At 70.6% G+C, this 16666-nt stretch carries 11 protein-coding genes; 10 read left to right on the top strand and 1 reads right to left on the bottom strand.

The annotated features are described in order from the left end of the window. The first annotated feature begins 26 nt into the window (after positions 1-26). Genes ACZ31C_RS19270 through ACZ31C_RS19255 form a run of 4 tightly spaced genes read left to right on the top strand, consistent with a single transcriptional unit; the run spans position 27 to position 4356 of the window. Positions 27-1295, top strand: coding sequence for an ABC transporter substrate-binding protein (locus ACZ31C_RS19270; protein ID WP_465796452.1), 1269 nt, complete (start codon positions 27-29; stop codon positions 1293-1295). A 4-nt stretch (positions 1296-1299) separates the two neighbouring features. Further along, positions 1300-2265 carry a carbohydrate ABC transporter permease gene (locus ACZ31C_RS19265; protein WP_465796451.1) on the top strand — a complete coding sequence of 322 codons (966 nt, stop codon included), beginning with the start codon at positions 1300-1302 and terminating at the stop codon, positions 2263-2265. Further along, positions 2265-3092: a carbohydrate ABC transporter permease gene (locus ACZ31C_RS19260; RefSeq protein ID WP_131054886.1), complete on the top strand. Its 828-nt coding sequence runs from the start codon at positions 2265-2267 to the stop codon at positions 3090-3092. Before ACZ31C_RS19265 ends, ACZ31C_RS19260 begins: the two co-directional genes overlap by 1 nt. Position 3093: 1 nt before the next feature. Further along, on the top strand, positions 3094-4356 hold the full coding sequence (locus tag ACZ31C_RS19255) for a mandelate racemase/muconate lactonizing enzyme family protein (RefSeq protein ID WP_465796450.1): 1263 nt from the start codon (positions 3094-3096) through the stop codon (positions 4354-4356). A 210-nt stretch (positions 4357-4566) separates the two neighbouring features. Here ACZ31C_RS19255 and ACZ31C_RS19250 read toward each other — a convergent pair whose 3' ends face one another. Then, positions 4567-8112, bottom strand: coding sequence for a ThuA domain-containing protein (locus tag ACZ31C_RS19250; RefSeq protein WP_465796449.1), 3546 nt, complete (start codon positions 8110-8112; stop codon positions 4567-4569). Between the two features lie 437 nt (positions 8113-8549). On the opposite strand from ACZ31C_RS19250, the gene ACZ31C_RS19245 reads away from it, so the two are divergent. From ACZ31C_RS19245 to ACZ31C_RS19220, 6 genes are all read left to right on the top strand, one after another. After that, positions 8550-10061: a sugar ABC transporter ATP-binding protein gene (locus tag ACZ31C_RS19245; RefSeq protein WP_465796448.1), complete on the top strand. Its 1512-nt coding sequence runs from the start codon at positions 8550-8552 to the stop codon at positions 10059-10061. After that, positions 10058-11032 carry an ABC transporter permease gene (locus tag ACZ31C_RS19240; protein WP_465796447.1) on the top strand — a complete coding sequence of 325 codons (975 nt, stop codon included), beginning with the start codon at positions 10058-10060 and terminating at the stop codon, positions 11030-11032. The genes ACZ31C_RS19245 and ACZ31C_RS19240 overlap by 4 nt, the downstream gene beginning before the upstream one ends. Then, positions 11029-12012 carry an ABC transporter permease gene (locus ACZ31C_RS19235; RefSeq protein ID WP_465796446.1) on the top strand — a complete coding sequence of 328 codons (984 nt, stop codon included), beginning with the start codon at positions 11029-11031 and terminating at the stop codon, positions 12010-12012. Before ACZ31C_RS19240 ends, ACZ31C_RS19235 begins: the two co-directional genes overlap by 4 nt. Before the next feature lie 11 nt (positions 12013-12023). After that, positions 12024-13208 carry a substrate-binding domain-containing protein gene (locus tag ACZ31C_RS19230; RefSeq protein WP_465796445.1) on the top strand — a complete coding sequence of 395 codons (1185 nt, stop codon included), beginning with the start codon at positions 12024-12026 and terminating at the stop codon, positions 13206-13208. Between the two features lie 6 nt (positions 13209-13214). Next, the gene (locus ACZ31C_RS19225) at positions 13215-14066 is read left to right on the top strand and encodes a sugar phosphate isomerase/epimerase family protein (RefSeq protein WP_465796444.1); all 852 of its coding nucleotides are present in this window, start codon (positions 13215-13217) and stop codon (positions 14064-14066) included. A 75-nt stretch (positions 14067-14141) separates the two neighbouring features. Then, complete coding sequence (locus tag ACZ31C_RS19220) at positions 14142-16535, top strand: RICIN domain-containing protein (RefSeq protein WP_465796443.1); 2394 nt, start codon at positions 14142-14144, stop codon at positions 16533-16535. Positions 16536-16666: the final 131 nt, after the last annotated feature.

Genomic DNA, 16666 nt, shown 5'->3' with positions numbered 1-16666 from the left:
CCATTGCCGTTCAGAGGTGAACAACGATGAAACAGCGCGCAATATGGTCCGCCGTCCTCGTTGTGGGACTGGTAGCGATGGCCGGCTGTGGAAGCGCCACCGGATCGGGCGGGTCCGCCGGTGGCGCGGAGGGCAAGCTGGTGGTGTGGGACTGGAAGTCCGGTGAGCCGTCCGCCGCTGCGTACCTCGACAAGGCCAAGGCGGACTTCGCCACGAAGCACCCGGACGTGACGGTCGAGTTCGTCGCGCAGCCGTTCGACCAGTACTACACCCTGCTGGGCGCGGCGATCCAGACCGGCAAGGGCCCGGACGTCATGCTCTTCAACGGTGGCGGTCAGATCCGGGACCGGGTCGACGCGCTGGTGCCGCTGGACGAGTACCTCGCCGAGGACCGGGAGCGCCTGGCCGGCTGGGACGCCTTCACCGAGGAGGGCCGCACCTACGCCGGCCCGGTGACGTTGCAGGGCCACCCCATCTACTACAACAAGGCGGTGTACGAGAAGGCCGGGCTCGACCCCGACGCCCCGGCCACCACCTGGACCGAGTTCCTCAGCGACTGCGCCGCCATCGCCAAGGCCGGCGCCAAGTGCTTCGCGCTGGGCAACAAGGAGGGCGCGGGCATCCAGTTCTGGCTCTCCGCACTGGGCTCCGCCACGCTCACCGCGCAGGAGTACGACGACTGGATCGCCGGCAAGCGCGACTGGAACTCGCCCCACGTCAAGCGGGTCTTCCAGCTCTGGCAGGAGGCCGGCGACGCCGGGCTGAACACCGACGGCGCCAACTCCACCGCGATGTTCAACGACGGGTTCGCCCTCTTCCAGTCCGGCAAGGCCGCCCACGTCATCGGCCTGATGTCGGACGTCGGGCACTGGAAGGACTTCAACGAGTTCCTGACGCCGGAGAAGCTCGGCGTGATGAACGCCCCGGTGGTCACCGAGGGCACCACCCCGAGCCTGCCCTTCGACGGTGGGATCGGCTACGGCGTGGCCAAGTGGACCAAGGACCCGAAGGTCGCCGCCGACCTGGTCCGCTCGCTCACCTCGACCGAGGCGCTCAAGGCCTTCTACGCCGACGCGGGCGCGATCGCCGCCGACACCACGATCGACGTGTCGCAGGGCGGCCCGGCGGTGGCGGGCATCGTGGCCGAGACCGCGGACGGCAAGCCGGCCCTGCACGTGGCGCTCTCCTCGAAGACCCTGGACCTGATGGGCCGACTGTCCCAGCAACTGCTCAGCGGCTCGGCCGACGTCGACGAGGTGGTGCGGCAACTGGCCGCCTCCGACCAGGCGGGCTGAGTTCGTGCCGATCGGGAACGCACAGTCGTCGGTCCGTCCGGCTCCGGCCGGACGGACCGACGCGGCGGCCGACCGTCGCCGGACCGGTGCGACGCGGGCCGCCGGCCGCCTGCGCTCCGAGCGCCTCGCACCGTACGTCCTGGTCGCCCCCGCCGTGCTGATCATCGTGGTGCTGCGGCTGTATCCGCTGCTGCTCGGCGTCAACTTCTCGTTCACCGGGGACGGGGCCCGCGACGGCACGGCGGTGGGCGTCGACAACTACCGGGAGCTGCTGGCCGACCCGCTGTTCCGGACCGCGCTGGGCAACGTCGGGTGGCTGGTGCTGCTGCTGCCGGTGGCGGTGGCGATCCCCGGCCTGCTGGCGACCTTCATCTACCTCCGGGTCCCCGGGCACCGGCTCTACCGCAGCGTCTACTTCTTCCCCGCCGTGCTCTCCCCGGTCATCGTCGGCGCGATCTTCAACCTGCTGCTCGCGGTGGACGGCCCCCTCAACTCCCTGCTCGGCCCGGCCGGTGTCGGCCCGATCGACTGGCTCGGCGACCCGGACATCGCGATGTTCGTGGTGGTCGGCGTGCACGTCTGGGCCACCTTCGGGATGTCCCTGGTGGTCTTCCTCGCCGGTTTCGCGACCCTCGACGCCGCCCTGCTGGACGCCGCCCGGGTGGACGGCGCCTCGCTGCCCCAGGTCATCCGGCACGTGATCGTCCCGGGGCTGTCCCGGACCATCCAGTTCGTCTTCGTGACCACGTTGATCGGCATGTTGACCTCGATGTTCGGCCTGCTGTTCGTGATGACCAGCGGCGGCCCGGAGGGGTCCACCTACCTCCCGGAGTACTACATCTGGATCCAGCAGGGCCAGATGAACCGTCCCGCCCTCGCCTCGGCCGCCTCGACGGTCCTCTTCGTGATCATGCTCGTGGTGGGGCTGGTGCAGATCAAACTGCTCAGCCGGGCCGGAAGGGAGAACTGATGTCACGCCTGCGGCCGGGGCGGTGGTTGATCGCCGTCCCGATGCTGGTGCTCGCCCTGGCGACGATCTACCCCCTGCTGTTCACCGCGAACGTCGCGATGAAGACCCGGCGCGACTACATCCTCGACCGCTTCGCCCTGACCGACAAGCTGCGCTGGGACAACATCGAGACGGCGTGGAGCAGCGTCGGTATGAGCCGATACTTCGTCAACTCGGTGATCGTGGTGTCGTCGTCGGTGCTCCTGCTGTTGCTGCTCGGTTCGATGGCCGGCTTCGCCCTCAGCCAGGTGCGGTTCCGCGGGTCGCGGGCGCTCTTCCTCGGCTGCCTCGCGGGTCTCTTCGTACCGTTCCAGGTGATCATGGTGCCGCTGGCCCGGATCATGGCCGACACGGCGCTCATCGACACGTACCCCGGGTTGATCCTCGTCTACGTCGCCCAGTTCCTGCCCTTCACCGTCTTCCTGATGACCAGCTACTACCGGTCGATCCCGCCGGAGATCATCGACGCGGCCCGGATCGACGGCAACAGCCTCTACGGCGTGTACCGCCGGATCATGCTGCCGCTGGGCACCCCGGCGCTGCTCTCCGTCGGCATCCTCAACGCCCTGTTCTGCTGGAACGACGTCCTGATGTCGCTGGTCATGATGCCCTCGGCCGACCAGCGCACCCTGATGGTGGGCGTGACCTCGCTGCGCGGGCAGTACTCCGACGACATCCCGACCTTCGCCTCCGGGGTGCTGATCGCTGCGCTCCCCGTCCTGCTGGTCTACCTCTTCCTCCAGCGCCAGATCGCCGACGGCGTCGCCGCCGGCTCCACGAAGGGCTGACATGCGGATCACCGGATATCGGACGCTCACCACGGTGCAGGAATGGGGACGCCCGGTCGGTGACGCCAACGGCGTCTTCGCCGACGGGGTGGTCCCGGTGTCGATCGTCGTCGTCGACACCGACGAGGGGATCTCCGGAGTCGGCCTCGGCCCGCACGTGGAGATCGAACGGATCTTCGCGGCCCTCGACGGCGAGGACCCGCGCGCCGTCACGACGCTCTACGACCGGATGCTGCGCCACAGCTTCAAGGCCGGACACGGGGGCTCCGTCTTCGGCACCATCGGCGCGCTCGACACCGCCCTCTGGGACATCAAGGCGCAGGCCGCCGGCCAGCCACTCTGGCGGCTGCTGGGCGGACGCGACCGGCGGGTGCCCGCGTACGCCTCCGGCCTGGACATCGGCCTGACCGACGACGAGCTGGTCGACACCTACCGCGCGTACGCCGCGCACGGCCTGCGTGCCGCCAAGCTCAAGGGCGGTCTGGACATCGCCCGCGACCGGCATCGCCTGGGCCTGGTCGGGGAGGTGCTGACCGAGGCCGGGCACGGACGCCGCCCCGGTCTGATGCTCGACGTCAACGAGGCGTGGACGCGCAAGCAGGCCGTCCGCCACGTCGGCGAACTCGAACGCACCCTCGATCTCATCTGGATCGAGGAGCCCGTCCGCCGCTGGGACGCCGAGGGCCTGGCCGCCGTCGGCCGGGGCGTGCGGGCCTCCGTCGCCACCGGCGAGAACCTGACCGGGCTGGAACAGTACCGCCCGCTGATCGCCGCCGGGGCGGTCGACATCGTCCAGGCCGCCGCCGTCTGGGGCGTCACCCACTTCCTGCGCACGTCGGCCCTGGCGCACGCCCACGACCTGCCGGTCAGCCCGATCGGCAACAGTCCGGTCGGGCTGCTGCACGCGGCGACGTCGGTGCCCAACCACCTGACCAGCGAGTTGCAGAACCTGCGTCCACCTGCCGGCGTCACGCTCGACCTTCACGTCGAGGACGGTGCCTTCGTCCTCGGCGACGCGCCCGGCCTCGGCGTCCGCGTCGACGAACGGGCGATCACCGCCTCCGTGCGCCGTCCGGCGGCCCGCAGCACCGAGGGGCCCGACGTCCGGCCCGTGTCGGCGGGACGGCGGCTGCTGCCGGAGTACGACACTCCGGCACCGGCCCGGACGGCGTACCTGCCGACCGGCGCGACGGTCGGCGGCACCGCCCTGAACGGCCACGGCGGGCGGGCCGAGGCACCGCTTGCCGAGTCCGACGGCCACTGACCCGACCGGGTCTGCGCACGCCGTCCAGGGCCGCCCAGGCGGCCCCCGGTCCGCGCACGTCACCCCGGGTTCGCGCACGTCGCCCCGGGTCCGCGCGACCCGCCCGGGTCCGCGCACGCTGATCGGGTCCGCGCACGGCGATCGGGACCGGCTCCCGTGGTGCGGGGGCCGGTCCCGACCGCTGTCATCGGCGGGTCAGCGTCGCGGTCTTCAGGCCGCGCCGAACCGCCACTGCTGGTTGGTGCCGCCGTGGCAGGTCCACTGCACCAGCCGGGCGCCGTCGGTGGTGGCGCCGCCGTTGACGTCCAGGCACAGGCCGCTCAGCACGCTGCGGACCGTGTAGACGCCGCTGGTGCCGGTCGCCGTGACGGTGAACTTCTGCTGGTTGCCGGTGCCGCAGGTGGCCTGCTGGAGGAAGGCACCCGCGCTGGTGGACGAGCCGACGATCTCCGCGCACTTGCCGCTGTGCACCGCCTTGAGAGTGACGGCACCGTTGCCGGCGTCGACCGCCTGCCACTTCTGGTTGTTCCCACCGCTGGCGGCCCACTGGTGGATCTGGGCGCCGTCGGCGGTGGAGACCCCGTTGACGTCCATCACCTTGCCGCTGTGCTGGGCGGTGAGGGTCCAGGTCCGCCCGGCCACCCCACCGGTGCCGCCGACACCGACCCCCGCACCGCCGAACGTGTGCGAGTCGAGGTCGAACCAGTTGTTGCCGCTGCCCTTGAAGACCAGGTACAGGGTGTGCGTACCGGCCAGGGCCGTGACGTTCACCGGGGGCGTCGACTGGTAGTTGTCCCAGCCGCCGGTGGCCGGCACCGGCGTGGTGGCCAGCAGCGTGCCGGTGGGGGAGCCGGCCCGCAGCTCGATGGTGCCGCCGCCGGACGGTGACGACAGCCGGTAGCTGACCGTGCTGATGCCGGAGAGGCTCATCGGGGTGAAGGCCACCCAGTCGTTGTTGGAGATGTCGCCGACCCGCTTGCCGCTCTCCGCGCCGGCCTGGTCGACCACCCGGGTGCCGGACTGGCTGCTGTAGTACTCGGCCTGCTTGTGCTTGGGCTGGAGGATCACCTGGGCGTGCCCGGTCAGCGGCGCGGCCCCGCCCGCCCCGCCGTTGTCGGTGTAGCGCGCGTTGAGCACATAGAACAGGTTCGCGCCGTCCGGATGCCCACCGAGCAGGTCGGTGGGGATGGTGCCGGAGCAGCCGGGCAGGTCCGTGGTCTCGTGCGCGTGGTCGTCGTGCCCCAGCGCCGGGTTGAGGATCACCTTGGCGCAGTCGATCGCCGCCCCACCCGGGTCGGAGACGCTGATCTGGTAGGAGACTCGGTCACCGAAGGTGAGCATGCCGCCGTGCGCCGGGGTGGTGATGGTGACCACCGGAGCGGTGTTGCCGACGGTGATCGCCACGTTGGCGAAGCCGGTCTTGCCGGTGCTGTCGGTGACCCTGAGCTGGGCGGTGTAGTTGCCGTTGGCGGTGTAGACGTGCGACGGGTTGGTCGCCGTCGACGTGGTGCCGTCACCGAAGGTCCACTGGTAGCTGATCGTGTCACCGGGGTCGGGGTCCGCCGACCCGGCGCTGGAGAACTGCACGGTCAGCGGGGCGTTGCCGCTGGTGGGCGTGCCGGTGGCCTTGGCGATCGGAGATCGTCCGCCCTGGACGTAGTCGATGCGGTAGAGACCCGAGTCGCTGTTGCCGCCGCCGAAGTTGGTGCCCCACTCCAGCAGGTAGAGCGATCCGTCCGGGCCGAACTCCATGTCCATCGGCTTGTTGAACCGCGTGCTGGGCAGGAACGCGTTGGTCCGGGTGACCGCCGTCGCCGAGTCGAAGTGCACCTCCTTGAGGTAGCTGCGCGACCACTCATAGAAGAAGTGCACCCCGTCGTAGTACGGCGGGAACTTCGTCTGCGACGGGTTCGCCGCGTTGTAGCGGTAGACCGGGCCGCCCATCGGTCCCGAGCCGCCGGAGCCCAGCTCCGGGAAGGTGGTCGAGGTGCCGTAGCCGTACCACATGTTCGGCGCGACCACCGGGCGCAGGCTGGTCAGGCCGGTGTTGTTGGGGGAGTTGTTGACCGGGGAGGAGCAGTTGAACTTGGCGCCGACCGCACCGGTGTCCGGGTTGTACGGCGCGTACGGCTGGTTGTCGCCGTGGCAGAAGGGCCAGCCGTAGTTGCCCGGTGCCTTGATCACGTTCAGTTCGACGAGACCCTCGGGGCCGCGGTTGGTGGTCGGCGGGTTCCGGTCGGGCCCGTAGTCGGCCAGGTAGACCCAGCCGTTGGCCGGGTCGATGGAGAAGCGGAACGGGTTGCGGAAGCCCATCGCGTAGACCTCGGGCCGGGTCTGCGCCGTCCCCTGCGGATAGAGGTTGCCCGACGGGATGGTGTAACCGCCGCTCGCCGAGGGCCGGATGCGCAGCAGCTTGCCGCGCAGGTCGTTGGTGTTGCCGGCGGTCCGGGCCGCGTCGAGCATGTGCTTGCCCGAGCGCCAGTCCAGCGGCGCGTAGCCCTGCCAGTTGGGGTCGAGGTTCGGCGGCACGTCGTCGCCGGTGCCGATGTAGAGGTTGCCGTCCGGCCCGAAGTCCATGTACCCACCGGTGTGTCCCGGCTCCGGGTACGTGCGGTCGCGGTACGCGGGGATGTCGATGACGGTGACCCCGCTGGACATGTTCAACGTGTCACCGCTCAACGTGTAGCGGGAGACCCGGTTGACGTCGGTGGAGCTGCTGGCGGGGGAGTGGTACAGGTAGACGTACCCGTTGGTGGCGAAGTTCGGGTCCAGCGCCAGCCCGGTGAGGCCGTCCTCGCCGCCGGTGTAGACGCTGAGCGTGCCGGCGGTGACGGTGCTGCTCGTACTCGGCTTGAAGATCTTGATCTGGCCGCCGCGCTGGACGTAGATCACCCGGCCGTCGGGGGTCACCGCCAGGGCCATCGGGTCGACGGTGTTGGTGTCCAGCGAGCGCTTCTCGAAGTTGCCCCAGACCGTGCCGCCACAGTCGCCGGGCTCGTTGCCGGCGGCCCACTTCACCCCGCCGAGCACGTGGTTGCGGAAGTGGGTCTCGCTGTAGGACTCGATGGCGTGGCCCATCGCGGTGGCCCAGACCCGACCGCCACCGACGGCACGGCACCAGGAGATCGGGTGGTCCGGACCCATCGCCCGGGAACCGGGGTTGTACGTCCGTTCGTCGGCCGTGACCAGCACGTGTACGTCACCGCGCGGGTTCTTGTCGAAGTTGTACCACTCCTCGCTGCGGTTCCAGCGGTCCGGCAGGGTGGCCGTGGAGGGGTGCTTCTTGTCGGCCACGATCGCGGTGCCGGGCAGGACGCCGGGGGAGTGTTCCGGCATGTGCGCGCCGCCGTTGACGGTCTGGTCCCACCACGGGTACTCACCCTCGATGCCCATGTCGGTGGCGTTGTGGACCGCGACGATGCCCTTGCCGGAGGCGAGGAAACCCTCCACCGCCTGACGCTGGGCGGCCGAGGTCCAGACCATGCCAGAGGTCTGGAACATCACGAGGACGTCGAAGGTGGCGAGGTTGGCCGGGGTGAACACGGCCGAGTCCTCGCTGTGCACCACCTCGAAGTTGTTGGCCGCCGCCTGCTGCTGGAACATCGTGACGCCGGCCGGGATGGAGTCGTGCCGGTAACCGGCGGTCTTGGTGAACACCAGGGCCCGGAAGGCGGGAGCCGCCGCCGCCGGGTTCACGACCGCGAAGGTCAGTAACAGACCCGCGATCACTCCGATGATGGATGTCGTGCGACGCATGGCGTCTCCTCGTTGGACGGGCGGGGGATACGGGTGGCGCGCCAACGCTTCCGGTGGTGACTCACCGTCATGTCGGACTGAGGTGCCGTCCCGTGGGGGTGGGGAGCCGGAGCACACCGTCCATCGATGTCGCCGGATGTTAACGACGCCATGGACGGTGTCTCCGTGCCGGTGCTGGCTCTCGCGCAGGTGTGTCTTTCCCGGTCCGCACCGACGGGACGGTGCCCGAAAGTCCCTGGCGGGCGGGGGATTGCGAACTCATACCCGAACATCTATCTTCATACGTGTGATGTTTCGGTCGTGTCAAGCGAAAGTTTGCGCACGACAACACGAAGTGCCGCATCTGGATGACAAAACAGTATCGACCGTCCATGTTGGAGGATCTCCGGCGTCGGACGGCACCCGATCTTGGCTACTGATCGTGAGGATCTTCGACGATGTCAGACCGGCGTCCGGCGCCCCTGCTCGCGCTGCGGAGAATCAGCAAGGCCTTCCTCGGCGTCCGCGTCCTCGACGGGGTGGGGCTCGACGTCGCGGCGGGCGAGGTGCACGCCGTCGTCGGTGAGAACGGTGCCGGCAAGTCCACCCTGATGAAGATCGTCTCCGGCGGGTACGCCCCGGACGCGGGCACCGTCGAACTCGACGGCGAGCCGCGCGCCTTCGGCGGCCCCCGCGACGCCCAACGGGCCGGCATCGGCATCATCCACCAGGAGTTCAACCTGCTGCCGGAACGCACCGTCGCGGAGAACGTGTTCCTGGGCCACGAGCCGACCCGCCGTGGCCTGGTCGACCGTCGTCGGATGCGCGAACGCACCCGGCAGCTCCTGGCCTCGGTCGGGGAGACCGTCCTGCCCGCCGACGCTCCGGTGGGGCGGCTCAGCGTCGCGCAACAGCAGGTCGTCGAGATCGCCAAGGCACTCGCCCTGGACGCCCGGCTGATCATCATGGACGAGCCCACCGCCGCACTGGCCGACCACGAGGTGACCCTGCTCTACGCCCTGGTGCGCCGGCTCCAGGAACAGGGCATCGGCATCCTCTATGTCTCACACCGGCTCGCCGAGGTCTTCGACCTCTCCGACCGGATCACCGTCCTCAAGGACGGCCGCCGGGTGACCACCACGGACACCGCCGACACCAGCGCCGACGACCTCGTCCGGCACATGGTCGGCCGCGAACTGTCGCACTACTACCCGCCGCGCGCCGCCCCGGCCGACGTCGGCGCGGTCCGGCTCACCGTGCGTCGCGGCGGGAACCGCAGACTGCGCGACATCGACCTGGACCTGCGCGCGGGCGAGGTGCTCGGCATCGGCGGTCTCCAGGGCTCCGGCCGCTCCGCCCTGGCCCGAGCCCTGTTCGGGGCCGCCCCGTTCACCACCGGCGAGGTCGGCCTCGACGGCAGGCCGGTCCGGTTGCGCTCCCCGCGTGCGGCGATGCGGGCCGGGATCGCCTACGTCACCGAGGACCGCAAGGGCGAGGGCACGATCGGCCGCCAGTCGGTGCTCGACAACGCGTTGCTCGCCGGCCGCGCCGCCTTCCCGATCCGCTCCGGCCGGGCCGTGCGTACCGCCCGGGTCCGGGAACTGCTCGCCGCCGTCGAGGTCCGCGCCGCCGGTGACCACCAGGAGATCCGCTTCCTCTCCGGCGGCAACCAGCAGAAGGTCGTGCTGGCGCGGTGGCTCGCCCTGAAGCCCCGGGTCCTGCTCTTCGACGAACCCACCCGAGGCATCGACGTGGGCGCGAAGTCGGCGATCCACGACCTGGTCCGCCGCCTCGCCGCCGAGGGCGCGGCCGTGCTGATGATCTCGTCCGACCTGCCCGAGCTGATCGGCATGAGCGACCGGATCATCGTCATGCGCGACGGCCGGATCGTGGGCGAACTGCCCGCCGGCAGCCGCGAGGAGGACGTGGTCGGGCTCGCCCTCGGCACGGTACGGGAGACCGCCGCGTGACCACCCGTGCGCTGCTGCCCGCCCGACGCCCGGTGCCCGGGGTGTTCGTGGCCCTGGCCCTCACCCTCACCATCGGCTGGCTCGTCGTCCTGCTCGACGGCGGTCAACTCGTCAACCAGTCGACCACGGTGAGCCTGCTGCACGTCGCCGCCGGCCTGGGCTTCGTCGCCGTCGGGCAGACCCTGGTCATCCTCGGCGGCTCGCTCGACCTGTCGGTCGCGTACGTGGTCAGCCTGAGCACGTTGGTCGCCGCCGAGACGATGGCCGGCCGGGACAGCGCGATGCTGCCCGCGATCGGCCTGACGCTGCTGGTCTGCGCCGGGATCGGGCTGCTCAACGGCCTGCTCGTCACCGCCGGGCGGATCAACGCGTTCATCGCGACGCTCGGCGTCGGGTTGCTGCTCAAGGGATATCTCGACAACGGGTACGCCGGCCCGGCCGGCACCACCTCACCGACCCTCGTGCAGACCCTCGGCTACCAGCGCGTCGGGCCGGTGCCGGTGGCCTTCCTGCTGCTGCTCCTGGTGGCCGGGGCGGCCTGGTTCGCGCTCGCCCGGACCAGGTTCGGCCACCATCTGCTCGCCGTCGGCGGTGACGAGGAGGTCGCCCGGCTCTCCGGGGTACGCACCGACCGGGTGCGGGTCACCGCGCACGTGCTCTGCTCGCTCTGCGCCGGGATCGCCGGCATCTACCTCGCCAGCCGGCTCGGCTCGGGCGCGCCCCGGGTCGGCTCGGAGGGCCTCTACGACCTGGAGTCGATCGCCGCCGTGGTGATCGGCGGCACCGCGCTGGCCGGCGGCCGGGGCGGCGTGATCGGCACGGTCGGCGGCGTGCTGCTGCTCGCCACCATCGACGCCGTCTTCAACCAGCTCGCCGTCGACGCGTTCGCCAAACAGGTGGTCCGGGGCGTGATCATCATCGCGGCGGTGGCCGTCTACGCCCGTCGGACCATGCGGAAGGCGGCCGGGTGAGCACGCAGACCCTCCGGCGTCGGCTCCGACCGGCGCAGTGGACCCGACCCGGTGGCCTGGCACCGATCCTGGCGATCCTGGTGGTGCTGCTGGTCCTGATCACCGTCCGCCAGCCCGACTTCCTCAGCCCGCCGTCGCTGATGTCGTTCCTCGGGCGCTCGGCGCCGATCATCCTGCTCGCCGCCGGGCAGTACTTCGTGATCGTCTGCGGCGAGTTCGACCTCTCCGTCGGCGCCCTGGTCACCGCGCAGGTGGTGGTGGCCGCCCGGCTGATCGACAGCGACCCGACGCGGACCTGGCCGGTGGTGCTGGTGCTGCTCGTCGGCGGCGCGCTCGTCGGCTTGGTCAACGGCCTGGTCACCACGCGGCTCGGGGTGCCCTCGTTCGTCACCACCCTCGGCATGTTCCTGATCCTCGTCGGCGCGGTCTACCTCTGGTCCGACGGGGCGCCGAAGGGCGGGCTCACCGAGGAGTTCCGGCAGTACGGCCGGCGCGCCTTCGAGGACGTGCCGCTGCTCGGCCGCGTCCCGTACGCGCTGGTGATCCTCGCGGTCGTCGCCACGGTGGCGGTGCTGCTGACCCGCGCCGACTTCGGGCGGATCCTGGTCGCCGTCGGCGACAACCCGCGCACCGCCGGGCTCAGCGGGGTACGCGTGTGGCGTACCCGCACCGCCGCCTTCGTCCTCAGCGGCCTCGCGGCGGCGGTCGCGGCCATCCTGATCGGCGGCTACAGCGGGGTCTCCTTCCAGGCCGGGGCTGGCCTGGAGTTCGGTGCCATCACCGCCGTGGTCCTCGGCGGTGTGGCGCTGGGTGGCGGCCGGGGCTCGGTCGTCGGCGCGATGCTCGGCGCCACCACCCTCGAACTGCTCTTCGCGCTCATGAACTTCTACGGCATCTCGGGCGCGCTCCGACCGGCGGTCCAGGGCGTCATCATCCTGGTCGCCGTGGCGGTCGCGGCCCGACGTTCCACGTCCAGATAAAGGGGATCCCGATGAAACGCTCTCTGGCCGCGCTCGGCGCGGTGACACTGTTGGCCCTCGCCGGCTGCGCCACCGACCAACCGGTCGCGAACCCGTCCGGTGCCTCGTCCGCGCCCGCCGGGGCCGGCACCGGCGAACAGTCCTCCTTCTTCGAGCAGTCCGCCTACGACGCCGAGCTGGCCCTGTTGCAGGCCACGCCGACCGGCCCGGCGGACAAACCGTGGGAGCAGGCGCTCGACCCGGCGATGGTGGACACCGCCTCCTACAAGAAGGCCGGGCCCCACCGGATCTGCTTCTCCAACGCCGCGCTGAACAACCCCTGGCGTCAGGTCGGCTACAAGACCATGCAGGCCGAGGTGGCCGCACAGGGAGACCGGATCGCCGAGTTCGTGCACGTGGAGGCCGAGGGCAAGGACCAGAAGCAGATCGCCGACATCAACGACCTGCTCGGCCGCGACTGCGACGCCCTGATCGTCTCGCCGAACACCACCGCCACCCTCACCCCGGCGGTGGAGGCCGCCTGCCGCACCGGCCTGCCGGTGATCGTCTTCGACCGTGGTGTCGACACGGACTGCCCGGTGACCTTCATCAACCCCATCGGCGGGTACGGCTTCGGTCACGTGGGCGCCGAGTTCGTCAGCCAGCGGATGAAGCCCGGCGGCAAGCTGCTCGCGTTGCGCATCCTGCCCGGCGTCGACGTGCTGGAGACGCGCTGGGCGGCGGCGAAGGTCGCGTTCGACAAGGCGGGCGTCGACGTCGTCGGCGTCGAGTTCACCGACGGCGACCCGGCCAAGACCAAGAAGATCGTCGACGACTACCTCCAGCGGTACGGCACCATCGACGGCGTCTGGATGGACGCCGGTGCGGTCGCCGTCGCGGCGGTGGAGGCGTTCCAGGACGCCGGCAAGCCGGTGCCGCCGATCAACGGCGAGGACCAGCTCGACTTCCTCAAGGTGTGGAAGGAGGCCGGGCTCACCGCCATCGCGCCGACCTACCCGACCTACCAGTGGCGTACGCCGATCATCGCCGCCCTGCGGATCCTCGACGGTGAGCAGGTCTCCAACCCGTGGAAGCTGCCGCAGCCGACCATCACCCAGGAGAACCTGGACAGCTACCTCGACCCGGACATGCCGCCGCTGCACTACGCGATGTGCGGCTGCACCGACCTGCCCGGGTACCCCCAGCGCTGGAAGTAGGCCCCGGTGTACGAGATCGGCGTCAACCCCTGGGTGTGGACCTCACCGGTCGACGACGCGGCGCTGGCCGAGCTGGTGCCCCGGATCGCCGGCTTCGGCTTCGACACGGTCGAGCTGCCGATCGAGCAGCCCGGGGACTGGGATCCGGTCCGGACCCGGGACCTGCTCGCGGCACACGGGCTGAGCGCGGCCGGCGTCTGCGCGGTCACCCCGCCCGGCCGGGACCTCGTCGACGCCGCACCGAGGGTGGTCGAGGCCACCGTGACGTACCTGAAGGGCTGTGTGGACAGCGCGGCGGCCGTCGGCGCGCCGAGCGTCGGCGGCCCGGTCTACGCCTCGGTGGGCCGGACCTGGCGGATGACGGCGGCCGAGCGGGCCGCCTGCTACGCGGACTTCCGCCGGGCCCTGGCCCCGGTCGCCGAGTACGCCGGTACGCGGGGCGTCTCCATCGGAGTGGAGGCGCTCAACCGGTACGAGACGAGCGTGGTCAACACGATCGACCAGGCGGTGGACCTGATCGACGGTCTGCCGTCGAACGTCGGCCTGATGATCGACACGTACCACATGAACATCGAGGAGACCGACCCGTACGCCGCGCTCGCCGTCGCCGGCCCGTACATCAAGCACGTCCAGGTCAGTGGCACCAACCGGGGTGCTCCCGGCAGCGACCACCTGGACTGGCCCCGCCTCTTCGCCGTGCTGGCGGGCACCGGCTACCGGGGCGCGGTCTGCATCGAGTCGTTCACCGCCGAGAACGAGACGATCGCCACCGCCGCGTCCATCTGGCGGCCCCTCGCCCCGTCGCCGGACCGGCTCGCCCTCGACGGGCTGGCCTACCTGCGCGGACTCCTGGGCTGAGCCGGCCACCACCCCTCGCACGGCCACTACCGCCGCACGAACACCACCACCCGTCCCAGCCGAAGGAGACCTCCCGTGTCCGGACCGCCTCGTCCCTCCGCACCCAGACGGGTGCTGGCCGCGGTGACCACGGTGGCGCTCACCAGCGTGCTCACCGCCACCGTCGTGGCCACCTCCGCCGCCCCGGCCCTCGCGGCCACCACCACCCTCTACGCCTCGCCGACGGGCAGCGGCAGCACGTGCAGCGCCGCCGCGCCGTGTTCGTTGACCGGCGCGCAGACCGCCGTCCGCGCCCTGAACAGCGCGATGTCCGGCGACATCGTGGTGCAACTCGCCGACGGGACCTACCGGCTCACCGCGCCGCTGCGCTTCACCGCCGCCGACTCCGGCACCAACGGATACCGCGTGCTGTGGCAGGCCGCCCCGTCGGCCCGGCCGGTGATCAGCGGCGCCCGCGCGGTGACCGGCTGGTCCCTCGTGGACGCCGGACGCAACATCTGGCGGGCCAACGTCGGCGCCGGGCAGGACAGCCGGCAGCTCTACGTCGACGGTGCCGTGGCGACCCGGGCGCGTACCCAGGTCAACCGGGCCGACTTCACCGCCGACAGCACCGGGATGCGGTTCACCAGCAGCGCGTTGGGCTACCTGAACAACCTGGCCAACCAGAGCCGCATCCAGATGGAGAGCGTCAACTCGTTCACCGACCGGTACGTCTCGGTGCAGAGCATCAGCGGCAACCAGATCCGGATGCAGCAACCCGGCTGGAGCAACAACAACTTCGGGTACGACACCTTCACCAGCCCGCACCGGGCCGGGCCGCTGTACCTGAGCAACGCCTACGAGTTCCTGGACGCGCCGGGGGAGTGGTATCTGGACCCGGGAAGCGGTGCGCTGTCCTACATCCCGCTGGCCGGGCAGAACATGAGCAGCGCCCGGGTGGAGCTGCCGACGGTGCAGTCCCTGATCCAGATCGGCGGCACGTACGCGGCCCCGGCCCACCACATCACGTTCAGCGGGGTGACCGTCACCGGCACGAGCTGGCTCGGTGCCAGCAGCGCCCAGGGCTACGTCGACCAGCAGACCGGCGCGTACATCGCCGGCAACTGGAGCTGGCCCGCCTTCACCTCCTGCCACAACGGCTGCCCGCAGTTCGAGGCCACCCGCCCGAACTGGCAGCAGATGCCGGCCGCCGTGCAGATCTCGGCCGCCAACAACGTCACCTTCAGCGACTCCTCGTTCGTCAACCTCGGTCAGACCGCCATCGGGATCGGCAACGACGCCAACGCCCACGGCAGCGGCGTCGGCCTCGGGGCCAGCAACATCACCATCACCCGGTCCGAGATCGCCCGCAACGTGGCCGGTGGCATCGTCGTCGGTGGCGTACGCGCCGACGCCCACCACCCCAGCGACCAGCGCATGGTCAACCGGGACATCACCATCAGCAACAACCGGCTGCACGACCTGGGCATCGAGTACCGGGGCATCGTCTCGGTGCTGACCACCTACGTCACCAACGCCACCGTCTCGTACAACGAGGTCTACAACATGCCGTACACCGGCATGTCGATCGGGTACGGCTGGGGCTCCAACGACGCCGGGGGCAGCAACCACTACGCCGACCGGGGGCTGTACAACTACCAGCCGCGCTACAGCACCGCCACCACCGCGTCCAACAACCGGCTCGTCGGCAACTACGTGCACGACGTCATGCAGCAGATGAACGACGGCGGCTGCATCTACACCCTGTCCGCGAATCCGGGCGGACTGATCAGCGACAACTACTGCCTGCGGACCAACGGCCACTTCGGGCTCTATTTCGACGAGGGCTCCCGCTACTTCACCGCCCGCAACAACGTCTTCTCGTCGACCGGCACCTGGGCCACCGCCAACTACTGGTACGCCGAGAACATGGGCAACTTCACCGTCACCAACAACTGGTCGACCAACGGCAGCAGCAACGTCACCAACGGCGATCGCGGCAACGTGGTCAACGGCAACGTGACGGTGAGCAACAACAACTGGCCCGCCGGGGCGCAGGCGGTGATGGCGGCGGCCGGTCCGCAGAGCGGCGGCGGCCAGCAGAACGTCCAACTGGTCGGCGGACAGTCCGGCCGCTGCCTCGAGATCGGCGGATCGAGCACCACCAACGGCACGCAGGCCCAGCTCTGGGACTGTCTAGGCGGCACCAACCAGCGCTGGACGTACACCGCCGCCCGGCAACTCGTGGTGTACGGCACCAAGTGCCTCGACGCGTCCGGCCAGGGCACCGCGAACGGCACCCTGGCGATCATCTGGGACTGCAACGGGCAGGTCAACCAGCAGTGGACGGTCAACCCGAACGGCACGATCACCGGCGCCCAGTCCGGGCTCTGTCTCGACGCCAGCGGGAACGGCACCGCGAACGGCACGAAGGTGCACCTCTGGGCCTGCCACGGCGGCACGAACCAGCAGTGGAACCTGCGTAGCTGAAGACGTCGGGTGGGACGGGTCCGGCCCCCGGCCCCCCCGCCCCCCGCGGGGGGCGGGCGGCCAATGCCCGCCGGGCCAGCGGCCAGGGGGCTGTGCTCGCCACGACTAGGCTCGGAAAAGCGGGGAAGGGG

Source organism: Micromonospora sp. NPDC023869, from assembly GCF_055559695.1.
The sequence above is the reverse complement of the archived record's forward strand: the minus strand, read 5'-3'. Positions and strand labels throughout refer to the sequence as shown.